At 56.7% G+C, this 18,056-nt stretch carries 17 protein-coding genes; 5 read left to right on the forward strand and 12 right to left on the reverse strand.

The window, feature by feature from the left end; all coding sequences use genetic code 11:
* Nucleotides 1-26: 26 nt before the first annotated feature.
* From LKO31_RS08535 to LKO31_RS08555, 5 genes are read right to left on the reverse strand one after another with little or no spacing between them, the layout of a single operon-like run.
* Complete coding sequence (locus LKO31_RS08535) at nucleotides 27-719, reverse strand: alpha/beta fold hydrolase (protein ID WP_227689870.1); 693 nt, start codon at nucleotides 717-719, stop codon at nucleotides 27-29.
* A 1-nt stretch (nucleotide 720) separates the two neighbouring features.
* Nucleotides 721-1,641 (reverse strand): 2-hydroxyacid dehydrogenase, encoded by a 921-nt coding sequence (locus tag LKO31_RS08540; protein ID WP_227689871.1) that lies wholly within the window; start codon nucleotides 1,639-1,641, stop codon nucleotides 721-723.
* Nucleotides 1,638-2,936, reverse strand: a complete 1,299-nt coding sequence (gene eno / locus LKO31_RS08545; RefSeq protein ID WP_227689872.1) for a phosphopyruvate hydratase — start codon at nucleotides 2,934-2,936, stop codon at nucleotides 1,638-1,640. The genes LKO31_RS08540 and eno overlap by 4 nt, the downstream gene beginning before the upstream one ends.
* Nucleotides 2,933-3,934, reverse strand: a complete 1,002-nt coding sequence (locus LKO31_RS08550; protein WP_227689873.1) for a phosphotransferase family protein — start codon at nucleotides 3,932-3,934, stop codon at nucleotides 2,933-2,935. Before LKO31_RS08550 ends, eno begins: the two co-directional genes overlap by 4 nt.
* On the reverse strand, nucleotides 3,935-5,062 hold the full coding sequence (locus tag LKO31_RS08555; protein ID WP_227689874.1) for an alpha/beta hydrolase: 1,128 nt from the start codon (nucleotides 5,060-5,062) through the stop codon (nucleotides 3,935-3,937).
* Nucleotides 5,063-5,153: 91 nt separating this feature from the next.
* Here LKO31_RS08555 and LKO31_RS08560 point away from each other — a divergent pair, with 91 nt between their 5' ends.
* Entirely contained in the window at nucleotides 5,154-5,654 is a 501-nt protein-coding gene (locus LKO31_RS08560; protein ID WP_227689875.1) for a MarR family winged helix-turn-helix transcriptional regulator, read from the forward strand.
* Here the strand turns inward: LKO31_RS08560 and LKO31_RS08565 are convergent.
* Nucleotides 5,651-6,226 (reverse strand): NADPH-dependent FMN reductase, encoded by a 576-nt coding sequence (locus LKO31_RS08565; protein ID WP_227689876.1) that lies wholly within the window; start codon nucleotides 6,224-6,226, stop codon nucleotides 5,651-5,653. The two genes, LKO31_RS08560 and LKO31_RS08565, sit on opposite strands and share 4 nt — an antisense overlap.
* An 86-nt stretch (nucleotides 6,227-6,312) precedes the next feature.
* The gene (locus tag LKO31_RS08570; protein WP_227689877.1) at nucleotides 6,313-6,813 is read right to left on the reverse strand and encodes a MarR family winged helix-turn-helix transcriptional regulator; all 501 of its coding nucleotides are present in this window, start codon (nucleotides 6,811-6,813) and stop codon (nucleotides 6,313-6,315) included.
* A gap of 134 nt (nucleotides 6,814-6,947) precedes the next feature.
* On the opposite strand from LKO31_RS08570, the gene leuD reads away from it, so the two are divergent.
* On the forward strand, nucleotides 6,948-7,532 hold the full coding sequence (gene leuD, locus LKO31_RS08575; protein WP_227689878.1) for a 3-isopropylmalate dehydratase small subunit: 585 nt from the start codon (nucleotides 6,948-6,950) through the stop codon (nucleotides 7,530-7,532).
* Here leuD and leuC read toward each other — a convergent pair.
* Nucleotides 7,529-8,962, reverse strand: a complete 1,434-nt coding sequence (leuC, locus tag LKO31_RS08580) for a 3-isopropylmalate dehydratase large subunit (RefSeq protein ID WP_227690585.1) — start codon at nucleotides 8,960-8,962, stop codon at nucleotides 7,529-7,531. The two genes, leuD and leuC, sit on opposite strands and share 4 nt — an antisense overlap.
* A 214-nt stretch (nucleotides 8,963-9,176) precedes the next feature.
* On the opposite strand from leuC, the gene LKO31_RS08585 reads away from it, so the two are divergent.
* Nucleotides 9,177-10,088 carry a DMT family transporter gene (locus LKO31_RS08585; RefSeq protein WP_227689879.1) on the forward strand — a complete coding sequence of 304 codons (912 nt, stop codon included), beginning with the start codon at nucleotides 9,177-9,179 and terminating at the stop codon, nucleotides 10,086-10,088.
* Between the two features lie 33 nt (nucleotides 10,089-10,121).
* On the opposite strand, the gene LKO31_RS08590 is transcribed toward LKO31_RS08585, so the two are convergent.
* Entirely contained in the window at nucleotides 10,122-10,511 is a 390-nt protein-coding gene (locus tag LKO31_RS08590) for a nuclear transport factor 2 family protein (RefSeq protein WP_227689880.1), read from the reverse strand.
* 172 nt (nucleotides 10,512-10,683) lie between these two features.
* Between LKO31_RS08590 and LKO31_RS08595 the strand changes: the two genes are divergently transcribed.
* Nucleotides 10,684-10,908 (forward strand): hypothetical protein, encoded by a 225-nt coding sequence (locus LKO31_RS08595; RefSeq protein WP_227689881.1) that lies wholly within the window; start codon nucleotides 10,684-10,686, stop codon nucleotides 10,906-10,908.
* Nucleotides 10,909-10,956: 48 nt separating this feature from the next.
* Here the strand turns inward: LKO31_RS08595 and LKO31_RS08600 are convergent, their stop codons facing one another.
* The 3 genes from LKO31_RS08600 to LKO31_RS08610 form a co-directional block, all read right to left on the reverse strand.
* Entirely contained in the window at nucleotides 10,957-11,751 is a 795-nt protein-coding gene (locus LKO31_RS08600; protein WP_227689882.1) for a hypothetical protein, read from the reverse strand.
* Nucleotides 11,752-11,925: 174 nt separating this feature from the next.
* Complete coding sequence (locus LKO31_RS08605) at nucleotides 11,926-13,479, reverse strand: alkaline phosphatase D family protein (RefSeq protein WP_227689883.1); 1,554 nt, start codon at nucleotides 13,477-13,479, stop codon at nucleotides 11,926-11,928.
* 118 nt (nucleotides 13,480-13,597) lie between these two features.
* On the reverse strand, nucleotides 13,598-16,477 hold the full coding sequence (locus tag LKO31_RS08610) for a TonB-dependent receptor domain-containing protein (protein WP_227689884.1): 2,880 nt from the start codon (nucleotides 16,475-16,477) through the stop codon (nucleotides 13,598-13,600).
* 253 nt (nucleotides 16,478-16,730) lie between these two features.
* Here LKO31_RS08610 and LKO31_RS08615 point away from each other — a divergent pair, with 253 nt between their 5' ends.
* The gene (locus tag LKO31_RS08615) at nucleotides 16,731-18,011 is read left to right on the forward strand and encodes a metallophosphoesterase family protein (protein ID WP_227689885.1); all 1,281 of its coding nucleotides are present in this window, start codon (nucleotides 16,731-16,733) and stop codon (nucleotides 18,009-18,011) included.
* Nucleotides 18,012-18,056 lie beyond the last annotated feature (45 nt).

Below are 18,056 nucleotides of genomic sequence, written 5' to 3' on the forward strand. Positions count from 1 at the left end.
GCTGCGGGGCGACGCAGCGGCCCGTCTCATTCGGCGATAAAATTCGCGATGATTTGCGCTGTTTCTCGTGGGGCCTCTATGGTCGGCAAATGACCAATATTGGGCAAGGTCACAAATTCGGCTCCTGCGATTTCTGCTGCAATTTCTTCGTGGTGGGCGCGGCTGGTGATGCCGTCCTGCTCACCCCAAATCAGCAAGGTCGGGACGGTGATTTTGTGCAGGTCCGGCCTGCTGTCGATCCGTGCCATAATCGCCCGCTGCTGGGCCAGAAAAGCACTGGCCCCTGTGTCGGACGCCATGCGCCGCGCCAACCCAATCAGCCGTTCATCCTGACGCTTTTCGGGCGGGAACAGCAAGGGAATCCGTTCCTCAACCACTTGGTCAAACTGTCCGGCCTCGACCAAATCTATATAGCCTTGACGGCGCGCTGTTTGGGCGGGGCCATCGGCGGATGCCAGCGTCGATATCAGCACCAATTTGCTGACCCGCTGCGGCGCGCGGCGCATGATGTCAAAGGCAATGAAGCCGCCCATCGCATGGCCCACCAACACAAATGTCGGCGGCGCATTGTCCAGCACGCGCTGGGCGAAATCTTCGATACGGTCATCTTGGCGGTGGTCCGCCATCATCACGCCGCGCCCCGCCCATGCCGCGCCGACATCTTGCCATACCGCGTCGGTCAGCAACTGACCCGTGATCAAAACAACTGGGTCCGCCATATCACACCACCTGAAAGAGCAAATCTTCGCCCGCCTGCATCCGGCGGCAATTATCCTGCGCAACGTCCAAGCTGCGTTCCAGCGTTTCGGGGGTCAACCATGCAATATGCGGGGCCAAAACAATGTTGGGCTGACCCAGCAAGGGGTGATCGGCGGGCAAGGGTTCCTCTGCAAACACATCCAAGCCTGCGCCGCGCAAATGGCCGCTGTCCAGCGCCGATATCAGCCGATCTTCATCCACCAATTCGCCCCGCGCCACATTGATCAGCACCGCGCCCTGTTTCATGGTAAAGGGGTCAATGCTGGCCCGTGTTTCATCGGTCAGCGGCATATGCAGTGACACAATATCACTGTCCGCCAATATCTGTTCCAGCGGCCAATATTCATAAGGAACATCACGCTGGCTACGGGCCGTATAGACCACCCTTGCGCCCATTGCCGCCAGCACAGGGGCCAGCAATTGCGCCGAATGACCAAAGCCCACCAGCCCCACGGTACGGCCACGAATTTCGCCAACCCGATCCAATTCCGCCGGATCGGCCGTCCAGCCCGCCCCTGCGCGGGTTCGCGCGTCAAAGAAACAGGTGCGGCGCAGCACGGCCATCATCATCGACAACGCCATTTCCGCCACCGCCGAACTGTTGGTACCGGGCATATTGCATACCGCCACGCCATGATCGCGGGCCGCATCCAATGCGATGGTGTTCACCCCAACGCCCAATTTCTGGATCAGCTTAAGATTGGGGGCCTTGGCGATAAAATCTGCCGTCACAGGGGTTAGGACGTGCAGCAAGGCGGTAATTTCGCCCGCCACATCATCCAAGGACGCCGCTTCATCGACATGGACGACACGGTCTTTGCCAAAAACCCTGTCCACCGCGTCGCGGAAACCGGGGCTGGGGCGGGCGTGCAAAACAATCATGCGCGGCCTGCCGCTATGGCTGGCGCAAAGGCCGCAAAGCCTGCGAATTGCGCATCATTGCCCATCGCTTCTTCGATACGCAGCATTTCATTCCACTTGGCCATACGTTCCGACCGCGTGAAACTGCCAACCTTTAATTGGCCCGCATTCCAACCTGTTGCCAGATGAGCGATGGTTACATCTTCGCTTTCCCCCGAGCGTGCCGAAACAATGCGGCCCCATTGATGGCCCGCCGCCGCGTCCAGCGCCGCTTTCGCTTCGGTGATGGTGCCGACCTGATTGACTTTGATCAGCGCCGCGTTGCAGACGCTCCGCGCCGCCGCATCCTTTACGCGCTGGGCATTGGTCACCAGCACATCATCACCGATAATCTGAACATGGTCCCCAATGGCGGCGGTAACCTTGCTCATCATATCCCAATCATCTTGGCCCGCCGGATCTTCGATCGACAAAATCGGATATTGGCCTGCCCATTTGATGATATGATCCGCCCATGCATCGCTGCTCAGCCGGTGATCGCCCAGTGCCAGATGATAGCCATTGGTATCGCCCAGTTCATTGGCGGCAATGTCCAAGGATATGAACACATCTTCGCCCGCACGGTGCCCGCTGGCATCAATGGCGCGGGTCAACATATCGAGCGCGTCGTCGTTGGATGCAAAATTCGGCCACCAGCCGCCTTCGTCCGCCACGCCGGTCAGTGGGCCTTTTTCTTCCATCAAGCGGCCAGCCGCCCGGTAGACATCGTCGGTGATTTCCAGTGCGCGGCGGAAACTGCCTGCATTGGGACACATGACCATGAAGTCTTGCACATCGGTGCGGCGGCCCGCATGGGCACCGCCGCCAAAAATCTGAATTTCGGGCAAGGGCAATTGCACCGATTTTCCATTGGCCAAATATTGCCACAAGGGCGCCCGTGCATAGGCCGCCGCCGCATGCAGCACCGCCATCGATACCGCGACAATCGCATTGCCGCCCAAGCGGGATTTGTTCGGCGTTCCGTCCAAGGATGCCAGCACCGCGTCGACACCAGCTTGGTCGCGGCCATCCATGCCCAGCAACGCTGGCGCGATTTCCGCCGCAATCCCTGCGACAGCGCGGTTCACGCCATATCCACCAAAGGCGTTGCCGCCATCACGCAAATCCACCGCTTCATGCGCGCCGCGCGATGCGCCCGCCGGTGCGATTGCTCGTCCTACGGCACCATTTTCCAACACCACTTCGGCTTCAACCGTCGGGCGACCGCGCGAATCCCAAATCTGACGACCCACTACAGCAGCGATACGCGCACTCATGCTTCATTCCTCTTCCATTGGCCGACCAGCGCATCCAGCGGTTTCGGCGATAATATCAACGCGGTGGCTTGGCCGCGCACATAGTTTTGATGTCCTGTATCGGTTAAATATGGGGCGGGCGATTTCCCCTCGATGCGGGCCAGCAACAAGGCAGCGCATAAAGCGCCCGCGCGCAGCATCGCAGCGTCACGATCTTCCCAATCCACCCCTGCACGATAAGCCGAAACCAGCGCATCGGCCGCTTGACCTAGGGCTGCATTGTTCAAATGCACCGCCTTCAACAATAAATGCGCCGTACAAAAGGCCAGATCAAAGGCTGGGTCGCCATAAACCGCGCATTCTGCGTCCAAGATAACCGGACCATGGGGGCCAACCAAGATATTTTTGGGGCTGATGTCGCCATGCACCAGCGCCGTCTTTCGGCCCCGCAAATCATCGGCCAATGCCATGAGCTGCGACGCGACGAGCTGATTTTGGCGCGCGACATGCAGCAAAAATGGGTCAACCCGCAGGGCGAAAAACATATCGTCATTGGGAAAATCAGCACGGTCGGCATCATTATTGGCGGTAGCGGAATGAATAGCCGCAATGGACGTCCCCATTTGACGGGCAAATTCCACATCAACATGGCCCGCCATCAGTTCGTCTTTCCAAACCGGACAATCTGGCAAGAAGCGCATGGCAAAGGCGTGCCCCACCGGCAATTCGGCCAAGACCTCTGGCACCAAATTGGGTTGGATAGCGCGCACCCGCCGCAACCAGCGGATTTCGCTGATTCCGCGTTCAATGGGGGCGTGCCATTCCGCCTGCACCCGCAGTTGCGGCAAGGGCCGCTTCACCACAATCGTGCCGCGCGGCCCATGGACTTTCCACACATCACAAGACACGCCGCCCGTCAGCGGGTGAAGCTTAACATCCCCCTCACCCACCAGACCGGCCACGCGCAGCGCCGTTACCAATTCGGATATTTGCTCCGCTGGTTGGCCCGCCTGTGACATCTACAGCTTTTCCTTAATCCATGCCCCGACCAAATCGGCGGCATTGCTGCGTTCTGCGATGCTGTCTTCGAAATAATGCGCGCCGGGGATCAGCTCCAAACGCTTGTCTTGGCTGCCCAAAAAGTCGAAAATCTTGCGGGCATCGCTGGGGAATACACCGGTGTCGGCCAGTCCTTGAACCACCAAAGCGGGGGTGTCATGCTTGGCCAAATGCGGCTGCCCCTGACAGGGCGATGCCTCAAGGCTCCACATATTCAGCCATGTTTTCAGGGTGTTCGCACGGCCAATGCTGGGCGTACGATTTGCCGCAGCGGGAACGCCGCGATAACACCAATTGGGCTTGCGTTCCGACGGATCCATGCTGGGATCGACACAGCGCAAATCACCCCACAAACGGAATAGCGGGAAAATCCGGTCTGGGATGCCTGCGTCGTTCAATCGCGCCAGCTCGGCCTTTGCCCAATCGGTGATACGCTGGTTACGCGCACGCTGGGCGGCGCGATATTTGGCGATAAACGCGTCCGAATAAGGCGGGCCATTGTCGGGGTTAAACGGGTCCAGTTCCGCAATGGTGGCCACGGGATCATTTTCATCAACAACCGATGCGTCCATCCAATCCGTCATCACCTCGGGACGGCCCTGATGCGCGTTGAAACTGATATATAAATCGCCCTTGACCAATTGCGCCAAGGCATCTTGGCCCACGCTTGGCAAACGGTCGGTCAAAGTCGGCACGATGGCCTCAGCCTGATACGCCCCCATCAAGGAACCGCCGCCGCTATTGCCCAAAATGACAATGGCCTCGACGCCAGCTTCTTCTTTCAACCACTTCATGCCAACGCCGATGTCCAAAACGGCATGTTCCAATAGAAACTGATCTTCGAAACCGCGATAGCGGGTGTTCCAGCCCAAAAAGCCAAAACCCTGACGCGCGAAATAGGGGGCGATATAATGTTCTGAAAAATCGACATTATAATGGGTCGCGATAATCGCAACCTTGGGCCGCGTGCCGCTTTTCGTCCAATAAATACCCTGACACGGATGACCACCGGCATGAATACGCGGCGCTGTGGGGGACACGCGGCCAATGAATTGCGCGTCCAACCCTTCGTTCCCATTGGGGTCCATAAATCCTCTCCCTACATTTTCGAGAAGCATAGTATGCTAAGCATTTTCAAGATGCAACACCGCACATGCCGCAATTTGCAGATTTGCACTTATGCACCGCACCCGCTACGCGAGGATCAGTTACAATCAGGAAAATGACACGGAGTTTATGCGCACCGACCATTTGATCATGGCCTTACTCCAGCGTTTTTGTTGGCTGGACGAAGGGTTGCAGTCCCGCCTTCGGGCAAAAGGATGGCCTGACGTCAGCCGACCACAATCCATGGTGATGATCAACATCCTGAGCGGCACGGTGCGCCCGTCGGATATCGCCCGCAATATGGGCGTATCCCGCCAAGCCATTCACACCACCATCAATCAGATGGTCAAATTGGACATTGTTCACCTGACCCCCGATCCTGTCGACAGACGAAATATGATAGTTTCCCTGACCGAAACAGGGGCCAATATGCGGCGCGATGCTCAACAATCCATCGACATACTCAGCCATCGCTTGGCCGAAAAACTGGGCCCAGACCGGCTCCAGCAACTTTTATCACTGCTGGAGGCGGATTGGGGCGACAACGCCATATCGCCCGATGAACAAAATTAAGCCCTAAGCGCCGCAGCAACCGCAACCAAACGCGCCGCCGTCATGGTAATGAGCGAGGCTGGCAGATCATCTTGCAACTGCCCCTGCGCATCAAACGCCATATGCGCATTGGGCAGCAGCACTTGTTCGGGAATGACCATCATTTGGATGGTGGATAAAATTTGACGCAAATGGGCCAATCCCCGCAGCCCGCCAAAGGGACTGAGCGAGGCCGACATAATCGCCGCCGCTTTACCGCGATAGGCCGTCAAAGCGACCGGCCCCTCGTCGCCGGTCGGACGCGACGCCCAATCAATGGCGTTTTTCAACAAGGATGGAATGGAGCCATTATATTCGGGCGACACAAATAACAGGCCATCCTGCGCAGAAAATATCTGCTTCAAACGCAGCGCATCAGATGGAAACGCCCCTTTTTCCAACGCATCCGAATATATTGGCAAATCAAATTCGGACAAATCCACCCATGTCACATTGGCACCATGAGCCTGCAAAGCCTGTGATGCCACCGCGCCCAACGCCCGATTAAAAGACCCCTCGCGTAGACTGCCGACGATGATGGCAACTGCGACCATTATGCTCCCCCTTGTTATGAAATAAATTAGTTAGCATTCTAATTTATTTCATAACCAAGCCAAGATGCAAATGATTTTTGGGTGGATCAGGCCGGAATATCTTTGACCAAACCCTCGCTATCTTCGGCCAGATTATCGATCACGCGGCGCATCAAAACTTGCAGCGTTTCCACTTCCTCATCGCTCATCCCGCGCGTGGCCACTTCGTGCAGTTCCGCGTTAATCGGGGCCAATATCCATTCCAGTTTTTTGGCATGTGGCGTCAGATAAATAAATGTTTTCCGGCGATCTTCATCCGTTTTCTTGCGAATGATCAAACCCGATTTTTCCAACCCCTTCAGCGCAACCACGGTGGTTGGTTCACGCATTCCGATACGCTCGCTCAACTCCCGCTGGGTGATGCCGTCTTCGCGCCACAATTGCCGCAAGAAACGCCATTGCCCCGCCGATACGTCATGAACCATCGTTCCGCGTTCCAAGATACGGGAAAAAGACCGAAAAACGATACGCGCTAAATAGCCTATACTATTTTCTGGGTCCGTATAATATTCCGCAGGATGCCGCAAAGGCTGGGTCGGTTCCGTCAAAATCATATCCCCTGTTGGCGTCCCGATACCACATGGCGACGATTCGCACTTCTCTGTCATCGATGCACAATATCATTTGACCATAGGAGTTATCAATAATAGTTAAAAAGCTAAGTATTTTTAAGGGGCGCGACATGCAAAAATTCACCCAGCTTCATGCGGTTCCCGCGCCTTTGGATCTGGCCAATGTGGACACAGACATGGTCATATCCGCCCAATATATGAAGGGGTTAACCCGAACCGGCATGGGTCAGCATTTGTTCAAGCTGCTGCGCTATACCGCGGATGGCCGCGAACGCGGGGATTTTATTCTGAACCACCCCATTTGCCGCAAGGCCCAAATTTTAATCGCGGATCGCAATTTTGGCTGCGGGTCGTCGCGCGAACATGCGGTCTGGGCGCTGACCGATTATGGTTTTCGCTGCATCATCGCTCCCAGCTTTGGCGATATATTCTCCAATAACGCCCGCAAAAATGGCTTATTGCTCATTCGCCTACCCACCGCGACCTGTGACCATTTGCGCGAATTTGCAGGCCAAAGCCAATATGCGCCAATGACGGTCGATCTGATCGCACAGACCATCCACCTGTCATCCGGTGAAATCATTGATTTCCAGATCGATGACGTGGACCGCCACAATCTGGTCCATGGATTGGATGATATCGCCCGAACATTGCGCCATGCCGACGCGCTGGAGGCGTTCGAAGCCCGCGCTTAATCGCGCGATATTGTGGGAAGCCTGTCCGGCGATGTAATATATCCGGCAATTGCGCTGGCGACGGCCAAAGCAGGGCTCATCAAATGGGTGCGCCCGCCGCGCCCCTGCCGATTTTCAAAATTCCGGTTTGATGTGGCGGCGCAGCGCTCCCCCTCTAGCAACCGATCATCATTCATGCCCACACACATGGAACAGCCGGGCTCGCGCCAGTCAAAGCCAGCAGCACGGAATAGTTGCGCCAACCCCTCTGCTTCGGCCTGTTCTTTGACCAACCCCGACCCCGGCACGATAATCGCCCGCACATGGGGGGCCACGCGGCGTCCCTGTGCAACTTTGGCCGCTTCGCGCAAATCCTCAATTCGGCTGTTGGTACAGCTTCCCAAAAACATGCGGTCAATGCGAAGGTCGGACATTCTCTGGCCTGCGCGCAGCCCCATATAGGCCAAGGCGCGTTCAGCAGCTATGCGATCTTCTGCGCTGACCATGGCGGCTGGGTCAGGCACTTCGCCGTCCACTGCCACCACTTGGGACGGGTTGGTTCCCCAACTGACGGTGGGGCGCACGTCGGCGGCATTAAAGTGAAACTCTGTGTCGAACACGGCATCAGGGTCCGTCACCAATTGCTGCCATTGCGCCATTTTTCGGTCCCATTCCGCGCCCCTTGGCGCAGCGGGTCGGCCCTTTAGATAGGCAAAGCTTTGCTGGTCAGGCGCAATCAATCCCGCCCGTGCGCCCATTTCGATGCTCAGGTTGCACAAGGTCATGCGGCCTTCCATGCTCAGCGCCGCAATGGCGGGCCCCGCATATTCAATCACATGGCCAGTCGCGGCATCCACGCCCATTTGCCCCAACAAATAAAGCGCCAAATCTTTGGCATGAACATGGGGCGGCAAATGCCCGTCCACATAAATGCGCATATTGCGCGACTTGCGTTGGCGCAGACATTGCGTCGCCAGCACATGTTCCACTTCCGATGTACCAATCCCAAAGGCCAGCGCCCCAAAAGCCCCATGGGTCGATGTGTGGCTGTCGCCGCACACGATGGTCATGCCGGGCTGTGATCGCCCTTGCTCGGGCCCGACAATATGCACAATGCCATTGCGTGGATCGCCCAATGGAAAAACGGTAATGCCGTGGTGCGCGGTATTTTCGATCAGCATCGACAATTGTGCCCGCGCCTGATCGTCGCGCACACCCTGCGGGCCCGCCGCCTGCTGCGACGTTGGCACCACATGATCGGACATCGCCAAGGTCAGATCGGGTCTGCGCACCGGTCGGCCCATTTGTTTCAATCCGGCAAAAGCTTGCGGCGACGTGACCTCGTGCAGCAAATGCAGGTCGATATATAGCAAGGTTTCGCCGTCATCTTCGGCGACAGCATGGGCGGCCCATATTTTATCATATAGCGTCTGAGGGGCGCTGTTCGTCAGATCGCTCCCCTGTTGGACATCGCCCTGCCCTTGTTTCAAACGCTCCGCCAAATCGGCCCCCTACACCGCAAAAATCATCGCCAAATCCCAATGATCAACATGAATGATCATAATAATTAGCTTTCTAAGTTATAGACAAGCCTTTTGCAATCGGGCAAGCCATTTCCGAGCAGACAACACCCACCGGTCAAACAATCGAAAGCCGCCCGAATCCATGAACCTCATCTGGCTTCCCGCATCCTTGCTCGGTGGTTTGTTTCAAGCGTGGCGCACCGCGTTGCAGCAACGCATCCGGTCCCAGCTCAGCGTCAGCGGCGCGGGTCTGGTGCGCTATCTTTATGGACTGCCATTTGCCGCGCTGATCACCGCCGCATGGCTTTGGGTGCACAATCTGGCCATCCCGACGATGAACATCGGCTTCTTCGCCCTCGCTTTTTTGGCAGCGACAACCCAAATGGCGGGCACGATCTTCCTCATCTCCTCCTTTGGGCATGGCGGCTTTGTGGTCGGCACCGCCTTTTCCAAGACCGAGGCGATACAGGCCGCCTTGGTGACAGCGCTTTTCTTTGGCGATCATCTGCCCGCCTTGGCTTGGGTCGGCATATTGTGCGGCGTGGCGGGCGTGTTCACGCTTGTCGCCAGCGGGCAATCGCTCAGCACCGCACAATGGCTGCGGTCGCTGCGACAGCCCGCCGCCCTCTATGGCATCAGCGCGGGCACCATGTTTGCGGGAACGGCCATAGCCGTCAAATATAGTACGGAGGCGCTGCCCCGCGTCGATCTGGTCGGGTCCGCCTTTGTCGCGCTGACCGTGGTGATGGCGATCCAAAGCGTGCTGCATCTGGCGTGGATTATCTGTTTCGACCGCGCCACTTTGGGGCCCGTTTTCCGGTCATGGCGCACATCCGGTCAGGTGGGCTTGCTGTCGGCCTTGGGTTCGGCCTGCTGGTATACGGGCTTTGCCGCCGCCCCCGCCGCGCTCGTGCGCGTGGTGGGTCAGGTCGAGGTGATCTTTACCATCGCCTTTGCCCATTTCTATTTGCACGAACGCATCAAACCCCACGAAGTCATGGGGTTAATGCTGGTCGGCGCGGGGGTTATTTTGGCCCTGGCCGCGACATTTTAAGGGAAATGCCATCCCACATCATCCGCCATGGCATCAGCCAAGGGTGATATAAATCTCCGCCTCTATCACCCATTCCGCCGCCGTTTCGCGCCACTTCGCGCTGTAACGGCCCGATGCCAATGTGGCGCCTGACAGGGCCGACACCCCTGTCCAATGTCCATCCTCCATCGCGAGGGGTTCAACGCCGGACACCAGCACATGGTCCGGCGTGCGGGTATAAATACAGCGGTCCTGCGCCGCAAACTCGCGCTTCCACGCCAGCAATTGCGCCTTGCGTCCCGCGATAACGCCGCTGTCGGTGCCCGTCACCATCAATACCTGCTGCGCCAAAATCGGCCCAATCCCCGCAAGATCTGCCGCCGCCAAACAATGATTAAACGCTGCGCGCCGTGATCTTATGGCCAGTTCGGCATGGGATGACATGGGGACAAGCTTTCGTAAAATAGACAGACCATCGCCTTTGCCAGCCGCACCCCGCCATGAAAAGCCAAGAAACGCGCACAAGCCCAACCCTCACACGGCCTCCCACCCCCACACCCTAGGCCCCAGCGCACCCAAGGGTTGCGCCGCGTCCGTCCACCGTCCAAAGCGGATCATGTCCCTTGATGATGCCAGCTGGCCCAGCCGCACCGAAAAACGATATTTACGCCGCGTCTATAATGGCCGCACCACCCCGATCATCGCGGATGGGCAAAAATTTCTGACCTATAAACAAGCCATGGCCCATTTGCAGACCCTCGACGAAGCGGCCTGCCACGCGGTGGTGGAGCAAATGAAATCGGCGGCCAAGGCGGAAAAAGACCAGCCCGAGACGCCTTAACCGGTAAAAACCGCCTGACCGGCTGGGATGATGCCAAGGGTCAGACCCCTAGCGTCCCTTGCCATAATCAATGCGAATGCCAACCCAGCTTCCCACCATGGATTGACCGCCGACACGCGGCGGGCGCACGCGAAATTGCCATGCCGCCGCCAAAATGGCGCGGTTAATCTGCGATCCCGCCGGATATTCATCAATCGCCACACAGGCCTCCACCCGAAAATCGGGCGCTGTGCGGCACGCGATCAACCCCCAACCCGTACTGTTGGCGGTGGATAAATATCCGCGCAATTCCCCGTCCGTCGGCTCGCGATACCAAGCCGCTTTATACATCGGCTCGCCATTGGGCGCATTGCCCATTCTTTCGCTGTCCCCCGATGATGCGGACTGCCGATTGGCTGGCCCCGCGCTGGCCCCTTCGCGTATCCGCACGCCAATTTTCGGTGTTGCGGGCGCGGATATCGGCGGCGCGGTGGACGGCAAAGGCGGCGTTGGCATGGGCGGCAGCGGGGTTTGTGTGGGAATCGGCGGCACAGGTGATGTCGGCATGTCCGGCTGCGGCGAAACTTCTGGGGTGTCGCGCGGTTGTTGCTGGTTGGGCGCTGGGTCCGGCTGGCTGTCCTTTGCGCTATCTTGGGCCGCTGGACTGGCCGAAATGCTGACCACGCTGATCGGCTTGCTCGACTTTTCAGCAGGGCGCAGCGGACCAAAATTGATCAACAAAAACAGCATTAAAGCGGTGATCGTCAGCGCCAGCCCAATGGCCCCTGCGCGGTGCCGCGCCCCGATGCCATATTGGCGGGCGGACCTTTGGGTGCGGGAAAGTAGATATTGGACAAAGCTCAACGGAAATATTCTTTGCTGGCGGTGTCCGCGTTTGCATGCACCCGATGCGGTAGGTGACGAGATAAAGCGCGTCCACCGCCTTGGCAAGAGCGCGGCCCAGCATCCGCTATCGCGGATTTGCACGGGGCATGTCGCCCCGTACACATGCCTAAGATTTCACATCATGGACCACCGTCAGCCGATTTTGCTAATTTCCACCTTTTTGTTGGGCAGATGATAGGCCGCCGCCGTGCTCAGCGCCCCATCCGCTTGGTCCACACGGTCCACCACCCGCAATTGGGCGGCCATATGATCGGCATGGAAATCCAAAAGCTGATAACCGCGCTGATCCAAATTCAACTGACAATTGGGGTTTTCGCTGTCCATATTCCCCCAACGCTGGAACCCGCTTTGGCCATTTCCACCCGAACTGATCGATGTCGTGACAAATTCGGCGGCGGCGGGACGGCTGGTCACATCCCCCTCTTGTGATGGCACATATCCGGCGTGATGGGCGTGCACGTCGCCCGTCGCAATCACCACATTGGTCAATTTGCGCTGTTCAATTTGCTGAACCAATTTTTTGCGGCTGCCGGGATAACCGCTCCAACTGTCCATATTGGTGCGGCCAGCGGCGCGATGTTCGGGATAGGTCAGCGGCATAACCATCACCTGCTGGGCCAGCAAATTCCAGCTATGCTGCGCCGACAGGCCATCGCCCAGCCATTTTTCCTGCGCCGCGCCCAAAATGCTGCCGCTATTCAATGGTTGGTCCAAACAATTGTTGTTTTTTGGGCGATCGGGCGCGCAAATTTGGTTGGTGCGATATTGGCGGGTGTCAAGCACATGCATCCGCAATGTCCGGCCATATTCCAAACGGCGATACATTTGCACCTGCTGCGCCCGTGGCAATTGGCTGCGCCGCACCGGCAGATTTTCATACCATGCCTGCATCGCCGCGGCGCGGCGATAGGCGAAAAATTCCGGCGGTGTGCCGTCCTGATCGGCGTCACCGGCCCAGTCATTGTCCACTTCATGATCGTCAAAGGACATGATGAACGCCGCCGCCGCATGGGCCGCCTGCAAATCATCATCCATTTTATATTGGGCATAGCGGCGGCGATAATCGCTGATCGTATATATTTCATCGCCAGCGTGACGGCGCAAAAGGCCGTCACGGCTGCGGCCTTCGTAGATATAGTCACCATAATGGAAAACAGCGTCCACATCATCTTCGCGGGCCAAATGGCGATAGGCCGTGAACAAGCCTTGTTCATAATTTTGGCAACCCGCCACGCCAATGCGCACACGCGGCACCGCTGTGCCAAGCGCGGGCGCTGTGCGGGCCATGCCTTGGGCAGACATGTCATGGCCCGCAAAAAAGCGATACCAATAAGGGCGCGCTGGCTGAAGCCCCGTCAATTCCACATGGACGCTGTGCCCCATTTCCGGCCGTGCCAAGGTTTCGCCGCTGCGAACGATGGTGCGAAACTGGTCATCCGACGATAATTCATATCGTACCGGATAGGATGTCATGGCCATACCGCCATTTTCGTCCAAGGGTTTCAGCGCCAATCGGGTCCAGATAACAAATCCATCGGGCCATGGATCACCGGCCGCCACACCCAAAGTAAAGGGATTTCCTCCCAAGGCTTTGCTCCATGCAATGCTGGGAGCGAAGCTGGCGGCGGCAAGCAAACCACCACCCAGCACAAGGCGGCGGCGATCAAGGTCAAGCAGTTGATCCATGCTATTCTCTTTTTGAAACGGATGATTGGGGCCAGCACCAGCGGGCGACGCCGCCGCTATGGTCCGTTCATGGAAACAGGCCCCGATGAACATCGTCCATCGGGGCCTATATTTTGAGTCAGAAACGGATATTCCCGCTCACGAAATAATTGCGGCCAATGGTGTCAAACACGCCCGACAGGCCCAAATAGGTCGACGGAACCTGCGGCGGCGCAGCGTCCAGCACATTGTTCACACCGAACATCAGGCGGTAATTTTCCGACACATCAAAACCAATGGACAGGTCATGGTTCCAATAATGGGGAACGCGGTTGGTGATAAAGGCTTCGTCCGACGCCGCATTGGTCTGGTGCAAAGACGCACCGCGGAATTGCGTGTTCCACGCCAAATTCCACTTGCCAAGCTGATAAGCGACATAGGCGGTTGCACGGAAACGTGGGTCGGCATAGCCCGTAACCTGTTTCAAAATGCTTTCGTCCATGCCCGGAACCGCTTCTATTTGCTTGTCCAGCAAATAGGTGGCCTTCACGCCAATACGGCCCATGCCACTGCCGATATTGGTGCGGTAATTGACCGCAAAGTCGATACCCTCTGCGCTCAGCTTCGAAGCATTAATCATTTGCGTCGACATGGTGGCGATGGCGCGCACCGGATCATTTTGATCGCGCGTCATTGCGCCGCAGAAAATATTGTCAATGCTGGGCAAATCAACGCAATATTGGGCGATCTGGTTGCCCGAAAATTGTGTCACCACATCCTTGATGCTGATGTTCCAATAATCGACCGTGACATCCAAACCCGGAATGAAGCGTGGCTGGATGATCGCGCCCAGCGTCAAGCTATTCGACGTTTCCGGCTGCAAATTGGGGTTGCCGCCGGTGGTCAATTGCGATGGCAATTGGCTGGCCAAACCGGGGGTCACAATGCCCAACGCCGCGCAATTTTTGGCGCGATTGGCGCTATAGCCAATATTTTGCGCCTCGCACGGGTCATCCAAATTGGACAGGCTGGTGTTAATCGGTTCGTATAATTCGCCAAAATTGGGGGCACGAACGCTGCGTGACCGCACACCGCGCAAGGTCAGGCCCGCAACGGGCGACCATGTTGCGCCCAATTTCCATGCATCGCTGCCACCGAACAAATTATAGTCGGAATAGCGATAGGCCGCTTCGACTTCCAACCTGTCGGCGAAGGGCACATTGCGCAGCAACGGCACCACCAGTTCGCCATAGATTTCCGACACCTTCAGCTTGACATCAATTTCAGCATGGGCCGTTACACCGCCGCTGTGCGCAAATTCACCAGCCACGGCCATCGCATCTTCTTGGGTCTTCAGCGTGTCCACTCGATGCTCGGCACCCAGCGCAAAGGAAACATCACCGTGGGGCAGCGAGAATAAGCTGCCGACCAAATTGCCGCCGAAAACCGTTTGCGTATTTTTCCAACGCTCGCGCCGCGTGCCAAAGATATAATCGCGCTGCTCGGCGGTTGGGGATGCGTTTCCAAACACATTATAAGGCGTGCAACCCGCCGCGCGGGCGGCTTCGTCGCGGCATACCGCCAAGCCCGTTACCGGATCGGCAATGACATCGCGCGCATTGGCCCAGCGATTGGCGCGCAATGTTCCGGGGTTCGACACATTATTGACCGACTGGCCATATTGCACAAAACCGCTCCATTTGATGCTGTCGGTCAAGCTGCCGGTCAGTTCATTGGCAATAGTAAAGCTGTTGCGCTTATGCACATCACGGCGCAGACCAAATTCTGGATAGATACGGGCCAAGCGCAATTGAGTCAGGCCATTATCCACCATGAAATCGCGAATAGCGTCGGGCAAATAGGGATTGTCGAACTTGGCCGTTGCCCCGCCCAAACCGTTTAGCCAAGTGGCGCGGCTGTCTTCGCGGTAAAAGGTTTTGGTACCGTTATAATACGTATATCCATAATCAAAATTGCTTTTGAATTTAATATCGTCGGTAATATCATAATCCAATTGAACGGTGGCCGCGAATTGTTCTAGCGGCGACACCAATTGTTCGCCGGCGTTTAATGGGAATGTGCCTTCCTTATAATATCCGCTGGTTCCACCCGCGACATATTCACCGGGGGCCGATACGAAATCAATCGTCTGCTGCTGAACCGCACCGTCCAACAAAACATAGTTTACATTTTTATGCACAAAGGTCGGGAATTGGTTCAAACGCGCCGCCGCCCAATTGTCATATATAATGGAATCAGGAATACCGTCATCCATGCTGGTGTTCAGCGGGTTGGATTGATAGACCATGTGGCGATTGGCAAAATCGCGATCAAAGGTGGTGATCCCCTTGCTGTTCACATAGGTGGCACCAGCGCTAATCCCGCCGCGATCATTGCCAAAGCGCGTGCCAGCCAGTGCGGAAAAGGTCGTCGATGGCGCGTCACCGCGTTCCGACACGCCCTGCATGACCTTCAATTCGACGCCTTGAATATTCTTCTTGGTGATGATGTTCACCGCGCCGGTCACAGCATCCGCGCCATAAATGGCCGCCGCGCCGCCGGTAATCACTTCGATACGTTCAATCATGCCAGCGGGGATCATATTCAAATCCACCGCCGAGGAACGGGCCGAACCCGACACGCGGCGCTGGCCGTTAATCAGGGTCAAGGTGCGGGCGCTGCCCATATTGCGCAGGTTGATCGACGCCGTGCCGCCATCAAAGCTTTGCGAACCCGCATTGCCGCGCCCAACCCCAGGCGCAATCGATGGATCGCGGATCAACGCCGACCATGCCGTATTGATGCCCAGCGTTTCTGCGTCATCCATGGAAATGACGCTGACGGGCATCGGGGAATCCAGATCGGGCCGCGCGATACGCGACCCCGTCACGACAATATCGGATGCACCACCACTGGATGCAGCACCTGCATCGGCAGCCTCGCCTTCATAAGCGAGCGCAGATACCGAAACCGCGCAAATCGATGCGGAAAGAAGCGAACGAAGCCATATGCTTTTCATCAGTTGGGGCCCTGTTTTGTGAACATTGTTCAACAGTAGAAATTCTGCATTTCCGTCGTTTCCCTGTCACAAATCATGGACAGCGTCGGAAATTAAACTGGCCCCTAATTTTACTATGTTTCATTCATATGACGATGATAATGCAGAAAATTTTTTATGTTTTGAAACATTATGGTCATATTATTTGGCCATTGGGACGCCAATTTACGGCCTTTGATCAAATCAGATCGCGCCTATATTCATTGGACATGCGATGAACATTTCAAAACTGGTGATTTCGACAATATTCCTGCTTGGAACGGCAGCATCAGCGGCTGCCAACACCGGCAAAGCCCCATCAACCACAGCAAGCAAAATATGCGGGAAATTTACGGTGGCGGTGATCCCCGACACCCAAAATTATGTCGATTATCGCCACCAAAAATGGTCTGGCTTTGCCTTTGACGGGACCGAACAATTTTACGATCAAATGCGCTTCATTCGCGCCAATGCCCGGAGCAATGGCGGCGACATTGTTTTTGCCAGCCATGTCGGTGATGTGTGGCAACATTATTCCAAATGGATGGACCCTGCCCATAGTGCGCGCGGTTTCAACTGGGTCCCTAATGCCGGTTCCGAAGTGGCGCAATCCCCCAAGGTAACCACGCGCGGCTTTGAAATTCCAGCCGCAGCCCAAGCCTTTGATCTGTTGGACGGCGCCCTGCCCTTCTCGGTTGTGCCCGGAAACCATGATTATGACGCCTTGTGGACCGACCCGAAGGACCCGCCACGCGATGCCGACGGCTATGTCGGTCGGCGCCATATTGGCGGACTGGAGGGATATCTGTCCGCCTTTTCAAGCGAAAGCCGCTTGTTCAAAGGAAAAGGCTGGTATGTCGGCCATCATGACAATGGCGCAGACAGTGCCCAAATCTTTAGTGCGGGCCAATGCCAATTCCTGCATATCGGGCTTCAATATCATGCGCCTGACCGCTCACTGGAATGGGCGCGCAGCATCTTGCAGGCACACCCCACCCTGCCCGTCATTTTAACGACCCATGATTATTTGCGCCGCGACGGCAGCTTGAACCGCCTGTCCAACCCCAATAACGCCCTGATGGACCCTAGCGACAATGATCCCCAAATGATTTGGGATGAATTTATTTCACAAAATGATCAAATTTTCATGGTGTTGAGCGGACACATCACAGGCCAGGGTTTCAGCATCAACAAAAATGCACGGGGTAACCCCGTCTATCAGATCATGGCGGACTATCAGGGGCGCGGCCAAACGGTTATCGATGCCCATCGCCCCAATGCGGGCATGGGCGATGGTTGGATGCGCTTAATGGAATTTGATCTCGACAATAGCCGCCCCGCCGTTCGCGTTCGCAGCTACTCCACCCATTATAAAAAATATGCGTCGGAGGTGCCAGAATATGCCAGCTATTATAAAAAGGTGGACGGCCAAGCCGCCCTGTCCGACCAAGAATTTTTGAACCGCGACCAATTTTCCATCGACTTGGCAGGCTTTCACAAACGCTTTCCCAATTAATGCGCGGCCCCCAATATTCCGGACCCAAAACCCACGGCAGACGGA

It is taken from the genome of Sphingopyxis yananensis, assembly GCF_020687785.1.
Taxonomy (GTDB): domain Bacteria; phylum Pseudomonadota; class Alphaproteobacteria; order Sphingomonadales; family Sphingomonadaceae; genus Sphingopyxis; species Sphingopyxis yananensis.